The organism is Thermococcus barophilus MP (genome assembly GCF_000151105.2).
GTDB classification, from domain to species: Archaea; Methanobacteriota_B; Thermococci; order Thermococcales; family Thermococcaceae; genus Thermococcus_B; species Thermococcus_B barophilus.
The window spans coordinates 306,060-321,639 of the sequence record NC_014804.1 but is presented as its reverse complement, the minus strand read 5'-3'; the positions used below and the strand labels follow the sequence as shown (position 1 = coordinate 321,639).

General features: G+C 42.7%; 22 protein-coding genes. 4 read left to right on the top strand and 18 right to left on the bottom strand.

Annotation, left to right across the window (positions count from 1 at the left end):
- Nucleotides 1-23: 23 nt before the first annotated feature.
- On the top strand, nt 24-1,769 hold the full coding sequence (locus tag TERMP_RS01955) for a radical SAM protein (protein WP_013466665.1): 1,746 nt from the start codon (nt 24-26) through the stop codon (nt 1,767-1,769).
- Here TERMP_RS01955 and TERMP_RS01950 read toward each other — a convergent pair.
- From TERMP_RS01950 to TERMP_RS01915, 9 genes are all read right to left on the bottom strand, one after another.
- The gene (locus TERMP_RS01950) at nt 1,762-2,427 is read right to left on the bottom strand and encodes a hypothetical protein (RefSeq protein ID WP_013466664.1); all 666 of its coding nucleotides are present in this window, start codon (nt 2,425-2,427) and stop codon (nt 1,762-1,764) included. The genes TERMP_RS01955 and TERMP_RS01950 overlap by 8 nt on opposite strands.
- A 43-nt stretch (nt 2,428-2,470) precedes the next feature.
- Entirely contained in the window at nt 2,471-4,189 is a 1,719-nt protein-coding gene (locus tag TERMP_RS01945; RefSeq protein WP_013466663.1) for an S-layer protein, read from the bottom strand.
- A 231-nt stretch (nt 4,190-4,420) separates the two neighbouring features.
- Nucleotides 4,421-5,248, bottom strand: a complete 828-nt coding sequence (locus TERMP_RS01940; RefSeq protein WP_013466662.1) for a hypothetical protein — start codon at nt 5,246-5,248, stop codon at nt 4,421-4,423.
- Nucleotides 5,249-5,250: 2 nt separating this feature from the next.
- The gene (amrS, locus tag TERMP_RS01935; protein ID WP_013466661.1) at nt 5,251-6,297 is read right to left on the bottom strand and encodes an AmmeMemoRadiSam system radical SAM enzyme; all 1,047 of its coding nucleotides are present in this window, start codon (nt 6,295-6,297) and stop codon (nt 5,251-5,253) included.
- A gap of 62 nt (nt 6,298-6,359) precedes the next feature.
- On the bottom strand, nt 6,360-6,581 hold the full coding sequence (locus TERMP_RS11235) for a hypothetical protein (RefSeq protein ID WP_013466660.1): 222 nt from the start codon (nt 6,579-6,581) through the stop codon (nt 6,360-6,362).
- 1 nt (nt 6,582) lies between these two features.
- Nucleotides 6,583-6,840 carry a hypothetical protein gene (locus tag TERMP_RS11230; protein WP_013466659.1) on the bottom strand — a complete coding sequence of 86 codons (258 nt, stop codon included), beginning with the start codon at nt 6,838-6,840 and terminating at the stop codon, nt 6,583-6,585.
- 63 nt (nt 6,841-6,903) lie between these two features.
- Nucleotides 6,904-7,302 (bottom strand): type VII toxin-antitoxin system HepT family RNase toxin, encoded by a 399-nt coding sequence (hepT, locus tag TERMP_RS01925; protein ID WP_013466658.1) that lies wholly within the window; start codon nt 7,300-7,302, stop codon nt 6,904-6,906.
- The gene (locus tag TERMP_RS01920; protein WP_013466657.1) at nt 7,271-7,684 is read right to left on the bottom strand and encodes a nucleotidyltransferase domain-containing protein; all 414 of its coding nucleotides are present in this window, start codon (nt 7,682-7,684) and stop codon (nt 7,271-7,273) included. The genes hepT and TERMP_RS01920 overlap by 32 nt, the downstream gene beginning before the upstream one ends.
- Before the next feature lie 56 nt (nt 7,685-7,740).
- The gene (locus TERMP_RS01915; RefSeq protein WP_013466656.1) at nt 7,741-8,676 is read right to left on the bottom strand and encodes a thiamine-phosphate kinase; all 936 of its coding nucleotides are present in this window, start codon (nt 8,674-8,676) and stop codon (nt 7,741-7,743) included.
- A 150-nt stretch (nt 8,677-8,826) separates the two neighbouring features.
- On the opposite strand from TERMP_RS01915, the gene TERMP_RS01910 reads away from it, so the two are divergent.
- Nucleotides 8,827-9,432 (top strand): diacylglycerol/polyprenol kinase family protein, encoded by a 606-nt coding sequence (locus TERMP_RS01910; protein ID WP_013466655.1) that lies wholly within the window; start codon nt 8,827-8,829, stop codon nt 9,430-9,432.
- 2 nt (nt 9,433-9,434) lie between these two features.
- Here TERMP_RS01910 and TERMP_RS01905 read toward each other — a convergent pair whose 3' ends face one another.
- The 6 genes from TERMP_RS01905 to TERMP_RS01880 form a co-directional block, all read right to left on the bottom strand.
- The gene (locus tag TERMP_RS01905) at nt 9,435-10,700 is read right to left on the bottom strand and encodes a TIGR00375 family protein (RefSeq protein WP_013466654.1); all 1,266 of its coding nucleotides are present in this window, start codon (nt 10,698-10,700) and stop codon (nt 9,435-9,437) included.
- A gap of 27 nt (nt 10,701-10,727) precedes the next feature.
- Nucleotides 10,728-11,522: a proteasome assembly chaperone family protein gene (locus tag TERMP_RS01900; RefSeq protein WP_013466653.1), complete on the bottom strand. Its 795-nt coding sequence runs from the start codon at nt 11,520-11,522 to the stop codon at nt 10,728-10,730.
- Nucleotides 11,519-11,701 carry an RNA-protein complex protein Nop10 gene (locus TERMP_RS01895; RefSeq protein WP_013466652.1) on the bottom strand — a complete coding sequence of 61 codons (183 nt, stop codon included), beginning with the start codon at nt 11,699-11,701 and terminating at the stop codon, nt 11,519-11,521. The genes TERMP_RS01900 and TERMP_RS01895 overlap by 4 nt, the downstream gene beginning before the upstream one ends.
- Complete coding sequence (locus TERMP_RS01890) at nt 11,698-12,525, bottom strand: translation initiation factor IF-2 subunit alpha (RefSeq protein WP_013466651.1); 828 nt, start codon at nt 12,523-12,525, stop codon at nt 11,698-11,700. Before TERMP_RS01890 ends, TERMP_RS01895 begins: the two co-directional genes overlap by 4 nt.
- A gap of 87 nt (nt 12,526-12,612) precedes the next feature.
- A complete protein-coding gene (locus tag TERMP_RS01885; RefSeq protein ID WP_013466649.1) occupies nt 12,613-12,810 on the bottom strand; it encodes a 30S ribosomal protein S27e in 198 nt (65 codons plus the stop codon).
- A gap of 2 nt (nt 12,811-12,812) precedes the next feature.
- Nucleotides 12,813-13,097, bottom strand: a complete 285-nt coding sequence (locus TERMP_RS01880; RefSeq protein WP_013466648.1) for a 50S ribosomal protein L44e — start codon at nt 13,095-13,097, stop codon at nt 12,813-12,815.
- A 164-nt stretch (nt 13,098-13,261) separates the two neighbouring features.
- Here TERMP_RS01880 and TERMP_RS01875 point away from each other — a divergent pair, with 164 nt between their 5' ends.
- A complete protein-coding gene (locus TERMP_RS01875) occupies nt 13,262-13,825 on the top strand; it encodes a hypothetical protein (protein WP_013466647.1) in 564 nt (187 codons plus the stop codon).
- Nucleotides 13,826-13,911: 86 nt separating this feature from the next.
- Nucleotides 13,912-14,502 (top strand): ferritin-like domain-containing protein, encoded by a 591-nt coding sequence (locus TERMP_RS01870; RefSeq protein ID WP_237702845.1) that lies wholly within the window; start codon nt 13,912-13,914, stop codon nt 14,500-14,502.
- On the opposite strand, the gene TERMP_RS01865 is transcribed toward TERMP_RS01870, so the two are convergent.
- The 3 genes from TERMP_RS01865 to TERMP_RS01855 are packed head-to-tail and all read right to left on the bottom strand — an operon-like array spanning nt 14,503 to nt 15,566.
- On the bottom strand, nt 14,503-14,682 hold the full coding sequence (locus TERMP_RS01865; RefSeq protein ID WP_013466645.1) for a helix-turn-helix domain-containing protein: 180 nt from the start codon (nt 14,680-14,682) through the stop codon (nt 14,503-14,505).
- A 60-nt stretch (nt 14,683-14,742) separates the two neighbouring features.
- Nucleotides 14,743-15,324 (bottom strand): lysine exporter LysO family protein, encoded by a 582-nt coding sequence (locus TERMP_RS01860; protein ID WP_013466644.1) that lies wholly within the window; start codon nt 15,322-15,324, stop codon nt 14,743-14,745.
- Nucleotides 15,321-15,566 carry a LysO family transporter gene (locus TERMP_RS01855; protein ID WP_048159716.1) on the bottom strand — a complete coding sequence of 82 codons (246 nt, stop codon included), beginning with the start codon at nt 15,564-15,566 and terminating at the stop codon, nt 15,321-15,323. The genes TERMP_RS01860 and TERMP_RS01855 overlap by 4 nt, the downstream gene beginning before the upstream one ends.
- Between the last annotated feature and the right edge of the window lie 14 nt (nt 15,567-15,580).

Here is a 15,580-nt window from a genome sequence, read left to right as displayed (position 1 = left end):
ACCTTCCACTTAAACTCACGAACATGATAGTTGCAATAGTTGATGGATACACTGATGAGCCAGCGGGTCTTGGAGTGCCTCCCTATTTAGGAATATATCCCCGTTATGCATATGGGGCAATTAAGAAAGCAAGAAAGGATGCTCAAATCTTCTATCTAACCATTGATGATTTACGCTTCACCTTTGAGGGAGAGCAGGGGATAAAAACAAAAAACAAGACCCCTAACGTCTTCAAGGTCAGGGAAATACTCTCAAAAGCAGATTTAATAGTTTACATCGGTGGTCTGCACACTCCAGGGAAATACCTCTCCGCAGTTCCATCACAGGTGGAAGAGGTAGCCAGATTCTTGAAACATTTTAACGGCACAAAAATCCTTGGCGGGCCCGCTTTCATGGGTTCCGCTCATGAGGGAGGAACAAGGATAAGCTCCCGCGAGTTGATGCTTGCAGACCAGATTTTTGACCATATAGTTTATGGAGATTTAGAGGCTTTTCTGTATGATCTCTTGACCACCCCTAAAGATGCTGACCCCTTTAGATTCAGAACTTATGGTGAGCTTAGAGATTATGCTCTGCTTGGTGCTGAAGTAGTTAAGCAGTTTCCAGATTATCCTGAATTCGTAATAGTCGAGATAGAGACCCAGAGAGGCTGTCCAAAAGCTATGGGAATTGGAGGGTGCAGCTTTTGTACAGAGCCCGTGAGATATAAAAGAGTTGAAGACAGGCCTATCGGAGATATAGTTGAGGAGATTAAAGTCCTATATGATCTTGGTGTTAGGCACTTCCGCGTTGGAAGACAGAGCTGTATCTTCTCATACATGGCAGAACCCAATGGAAGAGTTCCAGTTCCAAATCCAGAGGCAGTTGAAAAGCTCTTCAAGGGGATTAGGGAAGCTGCACCAAATATAAAGACGCTCCACGTTGATAATGCCAATCCAGCTGTAATAGCAAATTATCCTGAAGAAAGTATCAAAATTGCAAAAGCGCTGATAAAATATGGAACCCCCGGGAATGTGGTTGCGTTTGGATTAGAGACGGCTGATCCAAAGGTTGCTAAAAGAAACAACCTCAATACTACAGCCGAAGAAACCTACGAAGCTGTAAAAATCCTCAATGAAATCGGAGCTAAGAGAGGATATAATGGCATGCCTTGGCTTCTGCCCGGGATAAATATTATCTTCGGATTGCCTGGGGAAACTAAGAAAAGCTATGAGATAACCTTTCAGTTTCTTAAGAGATTGGTTGATGATGGATTGATGGTCAGGAGGATAAACATTCGGCAGGTGGTTGTGTTTCCTGGAACCCCTTTGTGGTTTATGAAAGACAAAGTTAAGACAGAAAAACACAAGCATTTGATTAAACATTACAAGTACAAAATCAGGCATGAGATTGATTTACCTATGCTCAAGCGGGTTGCTCCGGTTGGGACAATATTAAGAGATGTTAGAGCCGAAGTCTACGAGAATGGACTGACCTACGGAAGGCAGATCGGGAGTTATCCACTGATTGTCGGCATTCCCAAGCAGATAAAACTCAATAAATTCTACGACGTTTTGATTGTCGATCATGGATTCAGGAGCATAACTGGAATCCCCATCCCCATCAATGTCAATAAGGAAAGCTCAAAAGTCCTCAGTTATTTGCCGGGGATAGGCAGGAAACGAGTTACAAAAATTCTCACAAAAAGACCATTTAAAAGCAAAGAGGAATTTTTAGCACTATTGGACAAAGACCTGAAAGAAATGTACAGGGAAATAGTGGTCACTTAACTTGAGATGAGATTATCGTTTTTATGAGCAAAACTTCAACAAACAATGTGTCTTCTGTTGTCCCTTCAATTACCAAAATTCCGGGTTTTGGACAGTAAATTCTGTTCTTTTCAGCACCTTCTCTTGGGCCTTTTAAAATTACCAAGAGATGCTTTTTGTTTCCTATAAGTCCAAGCCCTATTTCGGCCTTGGGGATAAATGCAAGATAGCGGTTATCAATTCTTTCAGTAGTCTCTTTGGCGGCTTTATATGCCGCCGTTTTGTTGCTGCCGCTTTTCATTATGTCCTCAACATAGTACTTAACCCCAAATACTGCCCCAATAGTGGCTCCAAGCTCCGAAACTGTTCTAACCCTCCAGATACAGGCTTCGCTTCCTTTACAGTCTTTAAAACTTGGGTCTCCTAAGATTATAGTCGCCCTTTCATAGGGGCTCCTCAATGTCATGTTTATATCCACCAATGGGTCACCGGTGATATAACTTTCAAGCAAAATTGGATATGTCCTTCCCTCAAAGGGAACCGCAACAGGTTTAACTGCCAGTGGCTTCCTCTGAGGCTCAATCACTTTTGTGTAATTATTATACCCATAGAAAGCAACAGCGAGGGGAACTACAATCAATATAATTGTCAGCACAAGAGCAAGAAGACGCTTATTCAATCCAGAAACCTCCAGAAAAGTTAATTAAAAGAGAGAAAAGAAATCAGCTAAGGTTTGCAAGGTACTCCATGAGCTGCTTGGCTGCCTCTCTTGTGGCGTACCTGTCCTTACCTGCAACAATGAGGATTCCGAATCCGTTGTAGTCCTCGATGTACTCGATGTCACCAGCACTGTTGTACCAGTCAACTGTGCTGTAGCCGTTGTCAACAAGGTACTTGGTGACGGCGTTTGCAACTGGTCCACCAACAAGGATGAGGTTGCTGTCGATGTTTTCTGGGTCAATCTCAGTGTCAAGGTATGTGATTGGCTCTGTTGGGTGCATAACTGTAACTTCGGTGTATGTGCCGCCCTTGATCTGGTCAACAACCCATCCAGTGTCGCTTACTTCGTCGCCGACTTTGAGCTCTTCGGTCTGAATGATTGGTTCTGATGGCTTAACCACTATGTATGCTTTTGCAGCGTAGTATGTTGTGTCATCTGTCTCCAAGGTGTGGCTGTCAACCTCATAGTACATCTTGTATTTACCAAGGATGTCAAGGGTTGATCCTGAGAGATCGTTGGCGTTTGTGAGTGTAAGCCACTTAACTTTGTTGTTCTCGATGGTGAAGTTGACTACCCATCCTGAAACAAGCTCATCGCCGGTGTGGACTTCGACAACGTTTGTTCTAACTTCAAGCTGTGCGATTAAGTTGCCATCGATACCAACGAATGTGTCGTCAAGCTTAAGGACAACTTCTCCTGGGTTGAACTTGTCTGACTTTGTGCTGATGTCAACATCTCCCTCATCTGTGCTTATAATAACAAGGTCGCTTCTCCCATCTGGGGCTGTAATCTCAAAGAGTGCCTTGTTGCTTGGGCTGACGCTGATGTCAACGGCTTTTATCTTGTATCCGTCAAACTCCTTAACGTCACCAACGTGGAACCATACCTGTCCGTGGTCGTGACCGTACTTAATTCCATCTGCCAATACATCCAAGATGTAGTAGGTGTTTCCAAGTACTGTGAATGTATCGCCTGCACCAACACCATCATATATATAGCCTGAGAATGTGTATCCTCCTGGGTTGTCGTCATCGTGAACCTCATCGTAAACTGTTGATGGGTTGAGGGTGCCCCAAATGCTGTCTGGTTCAGTTGCACTGTATGTCCAGTTTGCAATTGTGTAGTTGAGCAGAACTGTGAAGTCGCCTGCTGGGATTGTCAGGTCAGCGCTCCTTGGAACATATACGATTGTGTTTTGCTCTGGGTCACTGAGCTCAATGTTGCTGATTGTGAAGTCCCAATCAACTTGGTAGTCGCCGTTTATTGCATCCATGTTCTCAACTTCGTCAACAAACTTTGGTGTCCATGATGTCCAGTCTGTGTAGGAGCCGTTGTAGGCACTTCCGTTCCACCAGTTGTCTGTTAGCTGATCCCATGCGGTTGCACTTGGGTTAGTACCGGTGTCTTCATAGTAGTTGCTGAAAACTGGGATGTAGTATGTGTAGTCAGGAGTAAGGTCTTTCTTAACAACGACACTGACACCAGCTGCCTCTGCTTCCTTCTCAGTGTAGAGGAGGCTTCCTAATGCAACGGCAATGTCAGCTGCGCTTGCAACGTCCATTGCAGCAGCTTGGCTGCCAACGACGATTTTAACATTTGGCTGTCCGTCCTTAACGAAGAAGTCCTTCCCTGGAAGGTTCGCTTGAGCACTTGCAAAGCCCATGGTTGCTCCAACCATTGCGGCACCAACTGCAAGTGCCGCAATCTTTCTAACTTTCATTTCGCAACACCTCCATAGTTTTGGGCATAGAGCCCTAAAGTGTTTTCTAATGTGTTGTCAATACCTAACTATAAACTTGGGGTATATATACTTTTCGCTTTCAGACCCTTTCTAACGATTAAATAAGCTCGCTAATTGCCGTAAAAATTAAAAGAAGCTTTACTAAATGCCTACAATGCCTTCGCCTTTTGCCGATAATATCTGTCTATATTACGGGGCACTAACTTGGGGTTATTTGGAAATTTCAAACTTTATTGTGTCATGCTCAATAAGCCTCTTCTTCAAAGGTCTATGGACGAGCTCATGTACGAATCCAGCCAAATCCGTCAGCACATTTTGAAGTTCTGACGCTGTCACGTCAATAATCTCCGGCTCAAGGATTGATATTGCAACGGGGGCATACTTTGCCGTAAGCTGCATGAGGGTTTCAAATGAAGATAGCAATTCAGCTGCCACTAATGCATAAACCTTGTCTTCCCTTTCCTCCTGCACTTGGACAACAAACTTGTTGATCTTGCATCCCTCAAGGTAGAATGCCTTCATTATGGTCTCTTCTACTGTCTCCTTATCTTTTCCATAAGTTTCAATTACAAACTGATACCTGATGTTCCTCTCATCAACTATAAACTCTTCAATCTCATCCTCAGTATAGCCAATCTTCGGTTTGGGGAGCTGGTCAAGTGGAGGATAGGCAGCCAAACCCCCAAACTGATCCATTAATTTCCCCATAAACAGGGACACATCTCCCAAAATTTTCATCAGTTCTTTGGCCGTGATCTCCAATCTTCCGGGTTTTAGCACCTCAACCACAACCGGGGAGTATTTCATTGTTGCATCCACGACATCTCTAAGTGATCCCTCAAGCTCCACTTCTACCATTGCTGAATATCTGAGCAAATCCTCCTCTTGATTCTCTATGATATCCTCAGTGTTAACCCGTTTAACGTCTATAGCAGTTTCTTCCTTAAGCTCTTTAACAACTTGTTCTATAGCTCTTTCTAAAGCTTTCCTGTCGTTTCCAAGCCCTTCAATATAAAAAATCACACCAATATCAGCCAATTTTACCACCACATTCCCCTATAATGTCTTTTCTTATATTCTCCAATTATTGGAATTGGTTCACCACAGTATTCACATTTTCCATCCTTAATGTGGTACTCTTCAATTGTAAAGCCCCATCTCACTATTAAAGGTTTTCCACATTTTGGGCAGTATGTGTGCTCTCCAAAATGTCCCGGTATGTTGCCCACATAGACAAACTTAAGTCCCTCTTCTTTTGCAACCCTATATGCCATTTCAATTGTTTTGATTGGAGTGGGAGGCAAATTAAGAAGCTTATAGTGAGGGAAAAACCGTGAGAAGTGCACAGGAGTATCATCTCCAATCTCTTCAACAACCCACCTTGCAAATGCTCGAATTTCATCCTCTTTGTCATTAAGCGTGGGAATTATGAGATAAGTCAGCTCAACATGAATCCCAAATTCCTTTTTTGCTATTTTGGCTATTCTTCTGCTGGGCTCTCCAGTTGGCACACTCGCTATTTTCATGTAGAATTTGTCATCAAAGGCTTTGATATCTATGTTCATTGCATCTATATATGGTGCCAATTCACGGAAAGGCTCCTCATTTATGTAGCCGTTGGTGACCAGAATATTGTTCAGCCCGGCTTTTTTAGCAATCTTCGCCGTATCAAGAACGAACTCGTACCATATTGTCGGCTCATTATAGGTGTATGCTATGCTCTCACATTCATAATGTTTTGCCAAGCTTACTATTCCTTCTGGTGTGGCATTTTGGAGATAGGGAAATCTCTCATCGGCTTGGCTTATTTCCCAGTTCTGACAGTGCTTGCAGTGCATGTTGCATCCAACTGTACCTATTGAAAAAGCGCACGAACCGGGATAAAAGTGAAAGAGGGGCTTTTTCTCAACAGGATCAGCAGCCATTGAAGAAATCATGCCATAGTTTAATGTATAAAGCCTCCCGCCTATGTTCTCCCTCACCCTACAAGAACCTCTCTTGCCTTCATCAATGATGCAGTTCAGTGGACATAAATGACATCTCACCCGATTACTCTCCAAAGGCTCCCAATACATTGCCTCTCTCATATTCTCACCATAAGAGAATAGGGCTCATGATAGTTTAAACTTTTGGTTAAAAAGAGAAAAGGTTAGAGAATCTTCCTCTTAAACAATAAAACCAGTGAAAAAATACTCCCCCTGTACACTTCCCTGACGGTGGAAATAACTTCACTTGGGAGAGAATCCTCACAGAGAACGTAGAGAACAATCGAATCCCCATCAAAAGTTCCCTTCTCAAATACCACAAGCCCCTTCCTCTGAAGGCCGAGAATTTTACCAACCTGCTCCGTTGGGAAAGGGGTGCCTTTCACGTCAATCCTGCTGTAAATTATGTGGTGGTCGTTCTTTGGTATGATCTTGAGCTCTTTTTATATAATGGAGTTTCCTAAGGCTTCCAATGATCTCTTCCGGACTGACATCTTCTCTGAACTTTACCTCCGTTATTTTAACGACCTCATCGTCGAGTATGAAGTAGGTGTCCCCGTAACCCCACTCTACGGCTTCAGGAAATCCCCTAAACATTTCAAACATTTCTTGATTGAGTGGAACTTTGAACTTTATCCTTTTCATGGTACATCCTAAAAAATTTGGCAAGAAAAAATTATTAGGGTTTTGTCGAGTTGCTTAATATGCTTAAGAACTCAAAGCTTCATATTTTTCAATCAGTTTTACAACTACTTTATAGAGCTCATCAATCTTGTGTAAGCCCTCTTTAACAACAGTTAAATTCAGTCTATCATATTTATGGACAATGGCATTTCTGAGACCGTTAAACCTTTTAAGAAGCTCTGCTTCATTCTTCGAGATAACTCCCTTTTCCAGAAGCCTTTCGATGTTAGTATAGTCATCCTCAACAGTTATTCCAAGATCCTTGGTTAACATGGCAACAACATCCATAGCTATATCGACACAGAGCTGAAGGGAATACAAGAGTGCCCTTTGAGTTACTTCATCTTTCATTTCGTGTCTCTTGATAAATTCGTACTCCTCCTCAAACTTCTCAAGCTTTTCCAAGTATCTTTGCCTTCTCATTTGCCCTCCTCCTCAAAGCTACTTTTTCTCTAATACTTGAAAACTGATTTTCCTTTATGCGGTGCTCCATGTCTTTCCAAAGTTTCCTGAAGTGGTAAAAATATTCGGAAATCTCAAGCTCATCTCCATAAATTATCCTGTGGTTTTTTATTATGTCAATCTTAATGTAAAGGGGTAGTTCCTCAAAAATCTTTACATCATATTTTCCCCCAAGCTTCTCCAGTACCCTCTCATAAATGCCTTTTTCAGGTTTGATTAAACATACATCAATATCACTTCTTCCTGTTTGACTCCCCTTAGCGTAGGAGCCATAGAGAACTATCCCAAGGCAAAAGTCTTTGAACTCTTTGAAGTCCTTTTTCAGTTGAGTAATAATATCCATCCCATCACCGTACTGATAATAGGAATGAAGAAAGATAAGAATTTTGGTTTAGGGTTTTAAGATTTCGTCAGATGCTCCCACCCTAAAATCGGCATTTTTTCCAGTTTATCTTCACGCTTCAGATAAACCCCTTCTCCCTTCTCAACCTTTCCAATCACAGTGAAATCAAAATTGAGCTTGTTCAAGTGCTCCTCAGGAATTGTAAAGATGAGTTCAAACTCCTCTCCAGACGCTAAAGCAATTTCAATTGGGTCTAATCCCAAAATCTCAGCCACTTCAAAAACTTCTCCTCTAATTGGCAATTTTTCAGACTCAATCACAATCTTAACATTGCTCATCTCCGCAATTAAGTGTAGCTCTTTGCTCATACCGTCGCTTATGTCTATTGTGGCATTGGCATATCTACTTAGCGCAATTCCCTCATTAATCCTGGCATTTGGCTCGAGGAGCTTCTCGTAAAGGGCTTTTTGAATTCTTTCCTCAATCTCAAGCTTTCCAAAATATACCTTAAGTCCAGCTAAGGCTCTTCCAACGTCCCCAGTGACACAAACCAAATCGCCAGGTTTTGAATTGCTTCTAAGCAGAAGTCTCTCTGTTTTTCCCAGTGCAATTCCATCGATTATCAAATCACAGGCTTCATTTGTGTCAGCACTTATTATGGGTATCTTATAGAACTCAGATGCTCTTGCAATTCCTTTTGCAATTCCTTCCAAGTATTTCATATCAGGATTCTTTGGAATGCCAAGGGAAAATAGAAACCCCATTGGTTTAGCGCCCATGGCGGCTAAGTCACTCACGTTCATTGTCACGGCTTTAAATCCAACTTGTTCTGGCGTCATTATCTCTGGTACATCCGTTGTTTTAACAAGCATGTCGTTTGTAGCAACCAGCCATTCCCTGCCAATTTTTACCGCTCCTGCATCATCTCCTAACGGCAGATCTCCCTGAAGCTTGAAATGCCTCATAAAGACTTTTATTATTTCCCGCTCCATACTCCTCAGCTAAATATGACGGGCAATTGTTTATTAGGATTGCCCACACCTTTTACCGACGATTATCGAAGAAACTTCCAGCGAATGCGGAAAACTTATAAACGGCTGTTGAAAAATATCCAATAATTCAGAAATACTGGAGGGAATAAGATGCTGAAATATCTGGCAGTTGGTGTCATGTTCCCTGTGCTGGCAATTCTATTTACGAAGTATCTTGGAGAGGAATACGCCTGGATAAATAGAAAAATAATACACTTCAGCAGCGTTCCTGCAATATTGTTCTTTAGGGAAGGGTTGGTAACTGGAAAGGAGCTTGCCGCAGTGGTTATGCTCTTTGCATTTGGACAGTTGCTTACCCATCTCATGAACAAAGAGCTTTCATGGTACCAGATAAAAAACAACTACGGGGAAGTGTTTTACTGCATAATGTTCTCAGCCATGGCTCTCTTCATGGATGTTAACTATGCGTCAGCAATAATGCTTGTAATGGCAGTAAGCGATGGAATAACCGGTGTTCTAAGGTTCTACTACTTCAAAAAGAATGGCTTTAACGTCAAGCTCAGAAAGCACTGGATAGGGAGCGTTGGCTACATCGTAAGTGCAGTTATCATCGCTTTTCTCATACTGCCTCAGTTGAATTTCCTAATGAAAATTGCATGGTCCATAATTTTAATGCTTGCCGAGTACCAAAAAGTAATCGATGACAATGTAGCTGTGCCAGTAGTTGCTGTTTTGATAAAACCTCTTTTCCTGTGATCCTATTTCTTTTTCAAAAAACTCAGAATTGAAGCCTGCTTTGGCTTATAATAGACTTCCTCTTGTTTTATCTCAATGCTGTTCAAATCCTGAATTTTTGCCCTTTTTATTTCATCGGGCAACTTAATCTCGCCGTACTTACCTCCACCACCCGGAATAATTATGAGCTTTTCATTGCGGAAAGCCCAAATAGCTTTAGCTATGTCTTCGCCAATAAGCTGTGCTATACTTTCAATTGGAACATCAACTAAAACCTTAATCTCACTGCCAAATTCCCTCAAAAGCCTTTCCCAAACTGCCTTTACGCTCTTAGTTTCAATACCCTTCCCAGTCACCATTGAGATTATCTCTGCTAAAGGGGCAAGATGAAGGTAGGGAGGCCTATCTTTTGGTCTCCCCCTTGTATCAGCAAGCTCTAAAATCCTATCCCTCACGCCCTTTTTTATAGCTCCTCCACAGCGCTCGCATTTCCAGTTTAGCCTTTTGGCATCCTCAAGTTTATATTTTGCATAACATTTGGAACAGGCAGTTAAGTGATACTTACCCAATCTTGGATCTAAGCCCGCATTGAGAATTATTTTTCTTCCGCCTCTTTTTAGAATCGCCTTCCTAATTTCTTCAAAAGTTGCATCTTTAACCTCAAAACGGTTAAACTCCCTTCCCAAGCGGTGGGGCTGGGGAGAGTGAGCATCTGAATTTGATAGATAGGTTAGCCTATGGTGGGCTTTTATCATGTCTGCCATTTGTGAATCAGCTGAAAGCCCGAGCTCAAGGAAATGTACCTCAGCATTTTCATAACATTCTTTTAGGCTGTCATATTCCTTATACAAAGCTGTCCACGGGGTGAATGCATGCGCCGGGCCAATCAGAACATCGAATTCATTAGCCAGATCCGCTATTTCTGCTCCCCTTAAGTTCAGGTGAGGTCTGCCCTCACTGTCTATGTCTTTAGAATGCTTCCTCAAACACTCTCGCATCTCCCTAACCGCATCAATGCTTGGGAAAATTAAGACATGGTGAACCCTTCTGCTGTCTTCAACTTCGGCGGTGAGGAGAAATCTAACACCTTTAATCTCATATGTACCTTCATCAACTTTTTCTGCATGTTTTAAAAGCTCCTCTTCCCATCTATGATTCAGAATATCCCCCGTGCCAACAACGTTAAGTCCTTTAAGTTTGGCATACTCAGCAAGAACTGGAAAAACCATCAATTTTGAGACTGCTTTTGAGTACCGGGAGTGTATGTGCAAATCAGCATCTACGTGCATAAAACCACCAAAAAAGGAGAATAAGAGTCAGAGATACCCCCTGTCTTCCTCCTCATGACTTGGCTGAGGCAGCTGTTGTTCAAACATTGCCCTCTGCATTTCCTGTACTTTTCTAAGAATCTCTTCAGTTTCTTTTGCCCTCTCCTCAAGTGCGGTCATATCAATTTCGAGGTTAAGAACCTTTGCTACAACTGTCAACACTGACTTAGCTGCTTTAGCATCGACTATGTATCCAAGACTCTCGCCAAGGAAGCATGCCCCTCTCATTCCCCTAAGCTTCCCTATCCCAAGCAGAAGTCCAGCCGCTCCGACAATTGCTCCCCCTTCATCTTCTCTGAATACCACCATGTCACCAAGAATCTGCTTATATCTCTCCTTCGTCTCTAAATCAGTGAATGATGCCAAAACCTTAGGCTCACCCTGAAGCTCTGGGACTTGATAGCCGCCCATTGTTATTATCTCCCTTGTGCCAAACTGCTCAACAAAGTCAAGCATCTTGCCGACCACTTCAAAGTGACCATAGCTGTCTGTTGGAGGAACCTGAGTGTCTCCTGTGATTATTATTAAATCTCTGTGCTCTTCATCTGGGCTCTTCCAGTAGTAGAACTCGTTTTTCATAAGATCAACGGTTGAATCTTTCTTGATTAATACCTGATGCATGAAGTGGGGTGAATAAAGCTCGGCAAACTTTTTAGCATTGAGCTCCTGAATTAGATGCTCAGCTGCAAGTTTTCCGACCAGTCCTATTCCGGGCAGACCTTCAATAAAGATTGGATCGTAGATTTCGGGTTTTTCATACACAACTACAACGGTTTCTTTCATTCTGAGCGCCTCCCAATACCTAAAAGCTCCCTCTTGAGCTTTCTCCTGTACTCCCCATACGGATCCTCAGGTGAAAACCTCGGAGGATGTGCCACTTTAGTCTTTTCACCACATGCTGGACATGTCTCTTTTAGGGTATACCTCCCGCATTTAGGACATTTCCTTATGCGGAACCTCATTTGCCTCTCCTCTTAATTTTCTTAATCCTCTTCTCCTTCCTGATCAGTGTTGCCTCTCCACCAGCCTTTTTGATAACTCTCAGTATCTCCTCCGCTATATCCTCAAGAACTTCCTCGGCTTTGTAATAATCAGGGGCAGTGATGTCAATTCTATATCTTGGCGCACCCTGGTATGTGAACTTGACCTCAATGTCCTTTTCTTTGTTTGCCCTATCCCTTGCCCTTATCAATGCTTCCTTAATTATTTCAATGCCGTTCGGCTTTGGAACTGTGATTTCAAATTCAGCATCAATTGTAACAGTCGGGATTTCAACATAGCTCTTGATTATCTCCTCAAGAACTGGAAGCCACTCCTCGGGGACAAGGTCTTTAAGCACTTCAATCCCATTTTGAGCTGCATCTTCAAAAGCCGCATAAACTTCTCCATACTCCTCTTCAAGCGGCACCCAAACTTCTCTCCATGCAGTTTCAAAGTCTTTGCCGATCTTTTCAGCCGCCATTTTTAAGAGGTTTTCGGCTTTTTGTGCTCTCTTAAACTCTTGAATTTTAGCTTTTCTCTGCTGCTGGGTTACACGTTTTAGACTGAGGTCAATATGCCCTTTTCTCGGATCAACCCTTATAACCTTCGCAACAACCTTCTGCCCCTCTTTTAGGTAGTCCCTTATGTTCTTCACCCAAGTTGATGCAACTTCACTTATATGCATAAAACCCTCCTTTCCGGGATACTCGTCAAGCGTGAGGAATGCTCCGTAAGGATGGATGCTCTTAACGGTTGCAATTACAAACTCCCCCTCTTCAGGAAATTCTCTTGCTCTCCTTGGCATTTCCACCATCTCCTAAAATTGTTTTTACCCCTTGATTGTTGGCAAAAGAGGTTTTTAATGTTTCGGAGAAAAGAGGAAAAGAAAGGCTCACTCAAGAACCTCTAATATCTTGGCTTTTATAATTCCCTTACCGCCCGTTGGCTCAACAAGCGTTGCTCCACACACAAGGCATCTCACTTTTGTCGCCGGATTGCTGAAGACAATCTGCTCGTTGCCGCAGTCAATGCATTTAACCCTAAGGAATCTTGATCTCGGCATTGGGATTAATCCCTTTGGAAGTGCCATTTTCACACCTCCACAAGCTCAAACTTCTTTACCCTGAAGCCCTGTCCTCTCGTGTGAGCCTTTCCACAGACAGTGCATCTAAACCTTAAGTCAAGCTTTTTAACTGGCTTTTCCCTGCCCTCTGGCTTTGGTCTTGGAAAGCCCTTGTAACCCTTGAGTATTCTCCTGAATCTTCTCTGACCTGCACTGAGCTCACTCCTTGGTCTCTTCTTTACTTTCTCGACCTTGTGAATGGTGTGCTTCTTACAGAACGGACAGTAAGTCCTTATCTGCTTTGGATACTTCATTTTTCCACCCCCTCGCAGAGGCCCGGTGGGTTCTTTCTCGGACACCCCCGAGCCGTGAAGTATTATCCTGCATGCCTCCATAGGCTTGAACCCTTTAAAATATTTTTGCTTTCAGAAAATTTTAAATACATTATGTTACTAAAAACTCTTGGAGGTGGGAGGAAATGGAGGGACTCATAGGAATAGTTGAAAAAACAAGAAAGCTCGAGGAGAAGGCTGAAAAAGAATACCGAAAAAGCCTAAAAAAGCTGAAGGAGCCAGAATATGCTGATATAAAAAATCTTCTCCTCAGAATCACCATAGACACAATACTCCACAAAAACATGCTGGAGGCTGTGAAGAAATCTTACGAAGATGCTCTAAAGCTGATCGAAGAATTTGAAGGGGAGGAAATAGCGGACAACACCGTTCTAATACCTGGGGTGCCGATGATAGCTATGCCCCTCGACTTCGGAACGTTAGGTGCAAGAATTCCTCCAGAAGAAATCCTTGAGGAGTACTTCAAAGAATTCCCAGAAACTGCTGTGATTCCCGAAGAAAAGCTGAACGAAATAAGGGACATCATAAAGGAATACCTGAGGCTCCAAGAGGAAATGGCGACTTTATATGGCAAGCTCAAGGAGAAAGTGACTCACCCAATCTTAAAGACGCTCATGGAGAGCACAGAAAACAATGAAAAGCAGCATGAAAAGCTGCTGAAGAAGCTCGCCCAGAAATATGGAAACTGAACGTTCAAATTCTCTTTGTTTTTGAAAATTCTGCAAAAAGTGAAAGGAAATGTTTTTTAAGTGAAAAGAGCTACATGTATCGGTGTATGAAGATGGAGAGCCCTTTGGAGGTTTACATGAAGAAGGCTGAGATTGAAGAGAAGGTTAAGGAAGTTCTGAGAGAAGTCTCAAAAATGCCACTTAAGGATATTCTAAGTTACATTATCAAAGGAGAAAAAGATGCAACCGACTTGTACACTTTTCTTTATGAGAACGTCCCAAGCAGATATCTTAAGGAGAAGTTCAGGCAGTTTATGGAGGTGGAAATTTCCCACGATAAGAAAGTCACAGAAATTTTTAACACCTTATATCCAAATGAGGAACCTTCTGATGTCCCCTTTGAAAGCTGGACCAATGTTTTTAAGGACAGGGAATTTAAGATCAAGACGCTTAGAGATTATCTCGACATTCTGGAAGTTGCGATGAAGTCTGAGAGACTTGCTGAAGAGGTTTATCTGTACGTGTCGAAGCACATACCAAACCCAGAGTATAAGGGTCTCTTTATTGAACTTGCAAAGGATGAGCATGATCATTACGAATTCTTAAAGCAGGAATATGAAACTTACGAGAAGGCGAAAGCAGAACAGGACTTCCAGGAGCTCATTAAAGAGCTCATGAAAGATAAAAAGAGAGCGTGATCACTCAGCTGGAGCATAATAGCAGCGCTTTGGAGATACTATCTTTCCTTCCTTTTTGAGCTTTTTGATTATCTTATCAACTTCTTTCTTCGGTATGCCAGTCATCTCAGCAATTTCGGCGCTTTTGAGCGGCTTTCCGGCTTTTTTCATGACCTCCAAAACAACTTCCTCATTGCTCATTTCAATCCCCCCATAGTTTGCAAATAGAACTAATATGTTCGAACTTATAAATTTAATGGTTCAAAGCTGAAGTATAAGGGGAATTAAAAATGGAGCTATCGCTGTCAGGATGAAGCCGTGGACAAAAGCTATCACCGTAATTTCACTCCCCCCGAATTTAACTATAACTGGCAGTGTAGAGTCCATGGTTGTTGCACCCCCCATTGAAACCGCAAGCTCCTTTGGGATCTTCCTAATGGCGACTGGGTAGAAGAGGATGGTCAAAATCTCTCTCGTAAGGTTTGCCAGGAAGCCAACTACACCATAGACAGGGGAATATTGTGCCAGCAGAGGACCAGTCAACGAATACCACCCAAAGCCCGCTGAAATCGCTAATGCCCATTTCACAGGGACATTGAGCAGAAACGATGCCAGAAGTCCTCCCAGCAGAGAGCCGACTACAGTGGCAAGGGGCAGGATCAATGCAATCTTTCCAAGCTCTCTGATCTCCTTAAGCCCTCTGCTCTTCCCAAGATCGACCCCTATGATGAAGATCAAAGCGTACAGCATGATCTCATAGGAGTTGCCGAACTGAAAGCCCGTGTACTTACCAACCAAAATGCCGGCAGACAGTGCAACGAGAACCAAGTACAGAAAGCTCATCTCAGCCTGCCCCCTAAGAGCACTGCAAACAGCAAGCTTCCCAAGATCGTCAGCACGGCAAATGTCACTGATGTTGCAAACAGCTCAGCGGCATTTATTTTGACTCTCCCAGCCTCAACCCCCATAAAGAAAATCAGCAGCAGTAAGGCTATGCTCATAGGCTTGTCAAGGTTTATTTTAATTCTCTCCCTGAATATGTACCCAAACACGATACCAGCTATTAAAGGGATGAATATGTTCATGAGCTCTCATTGCG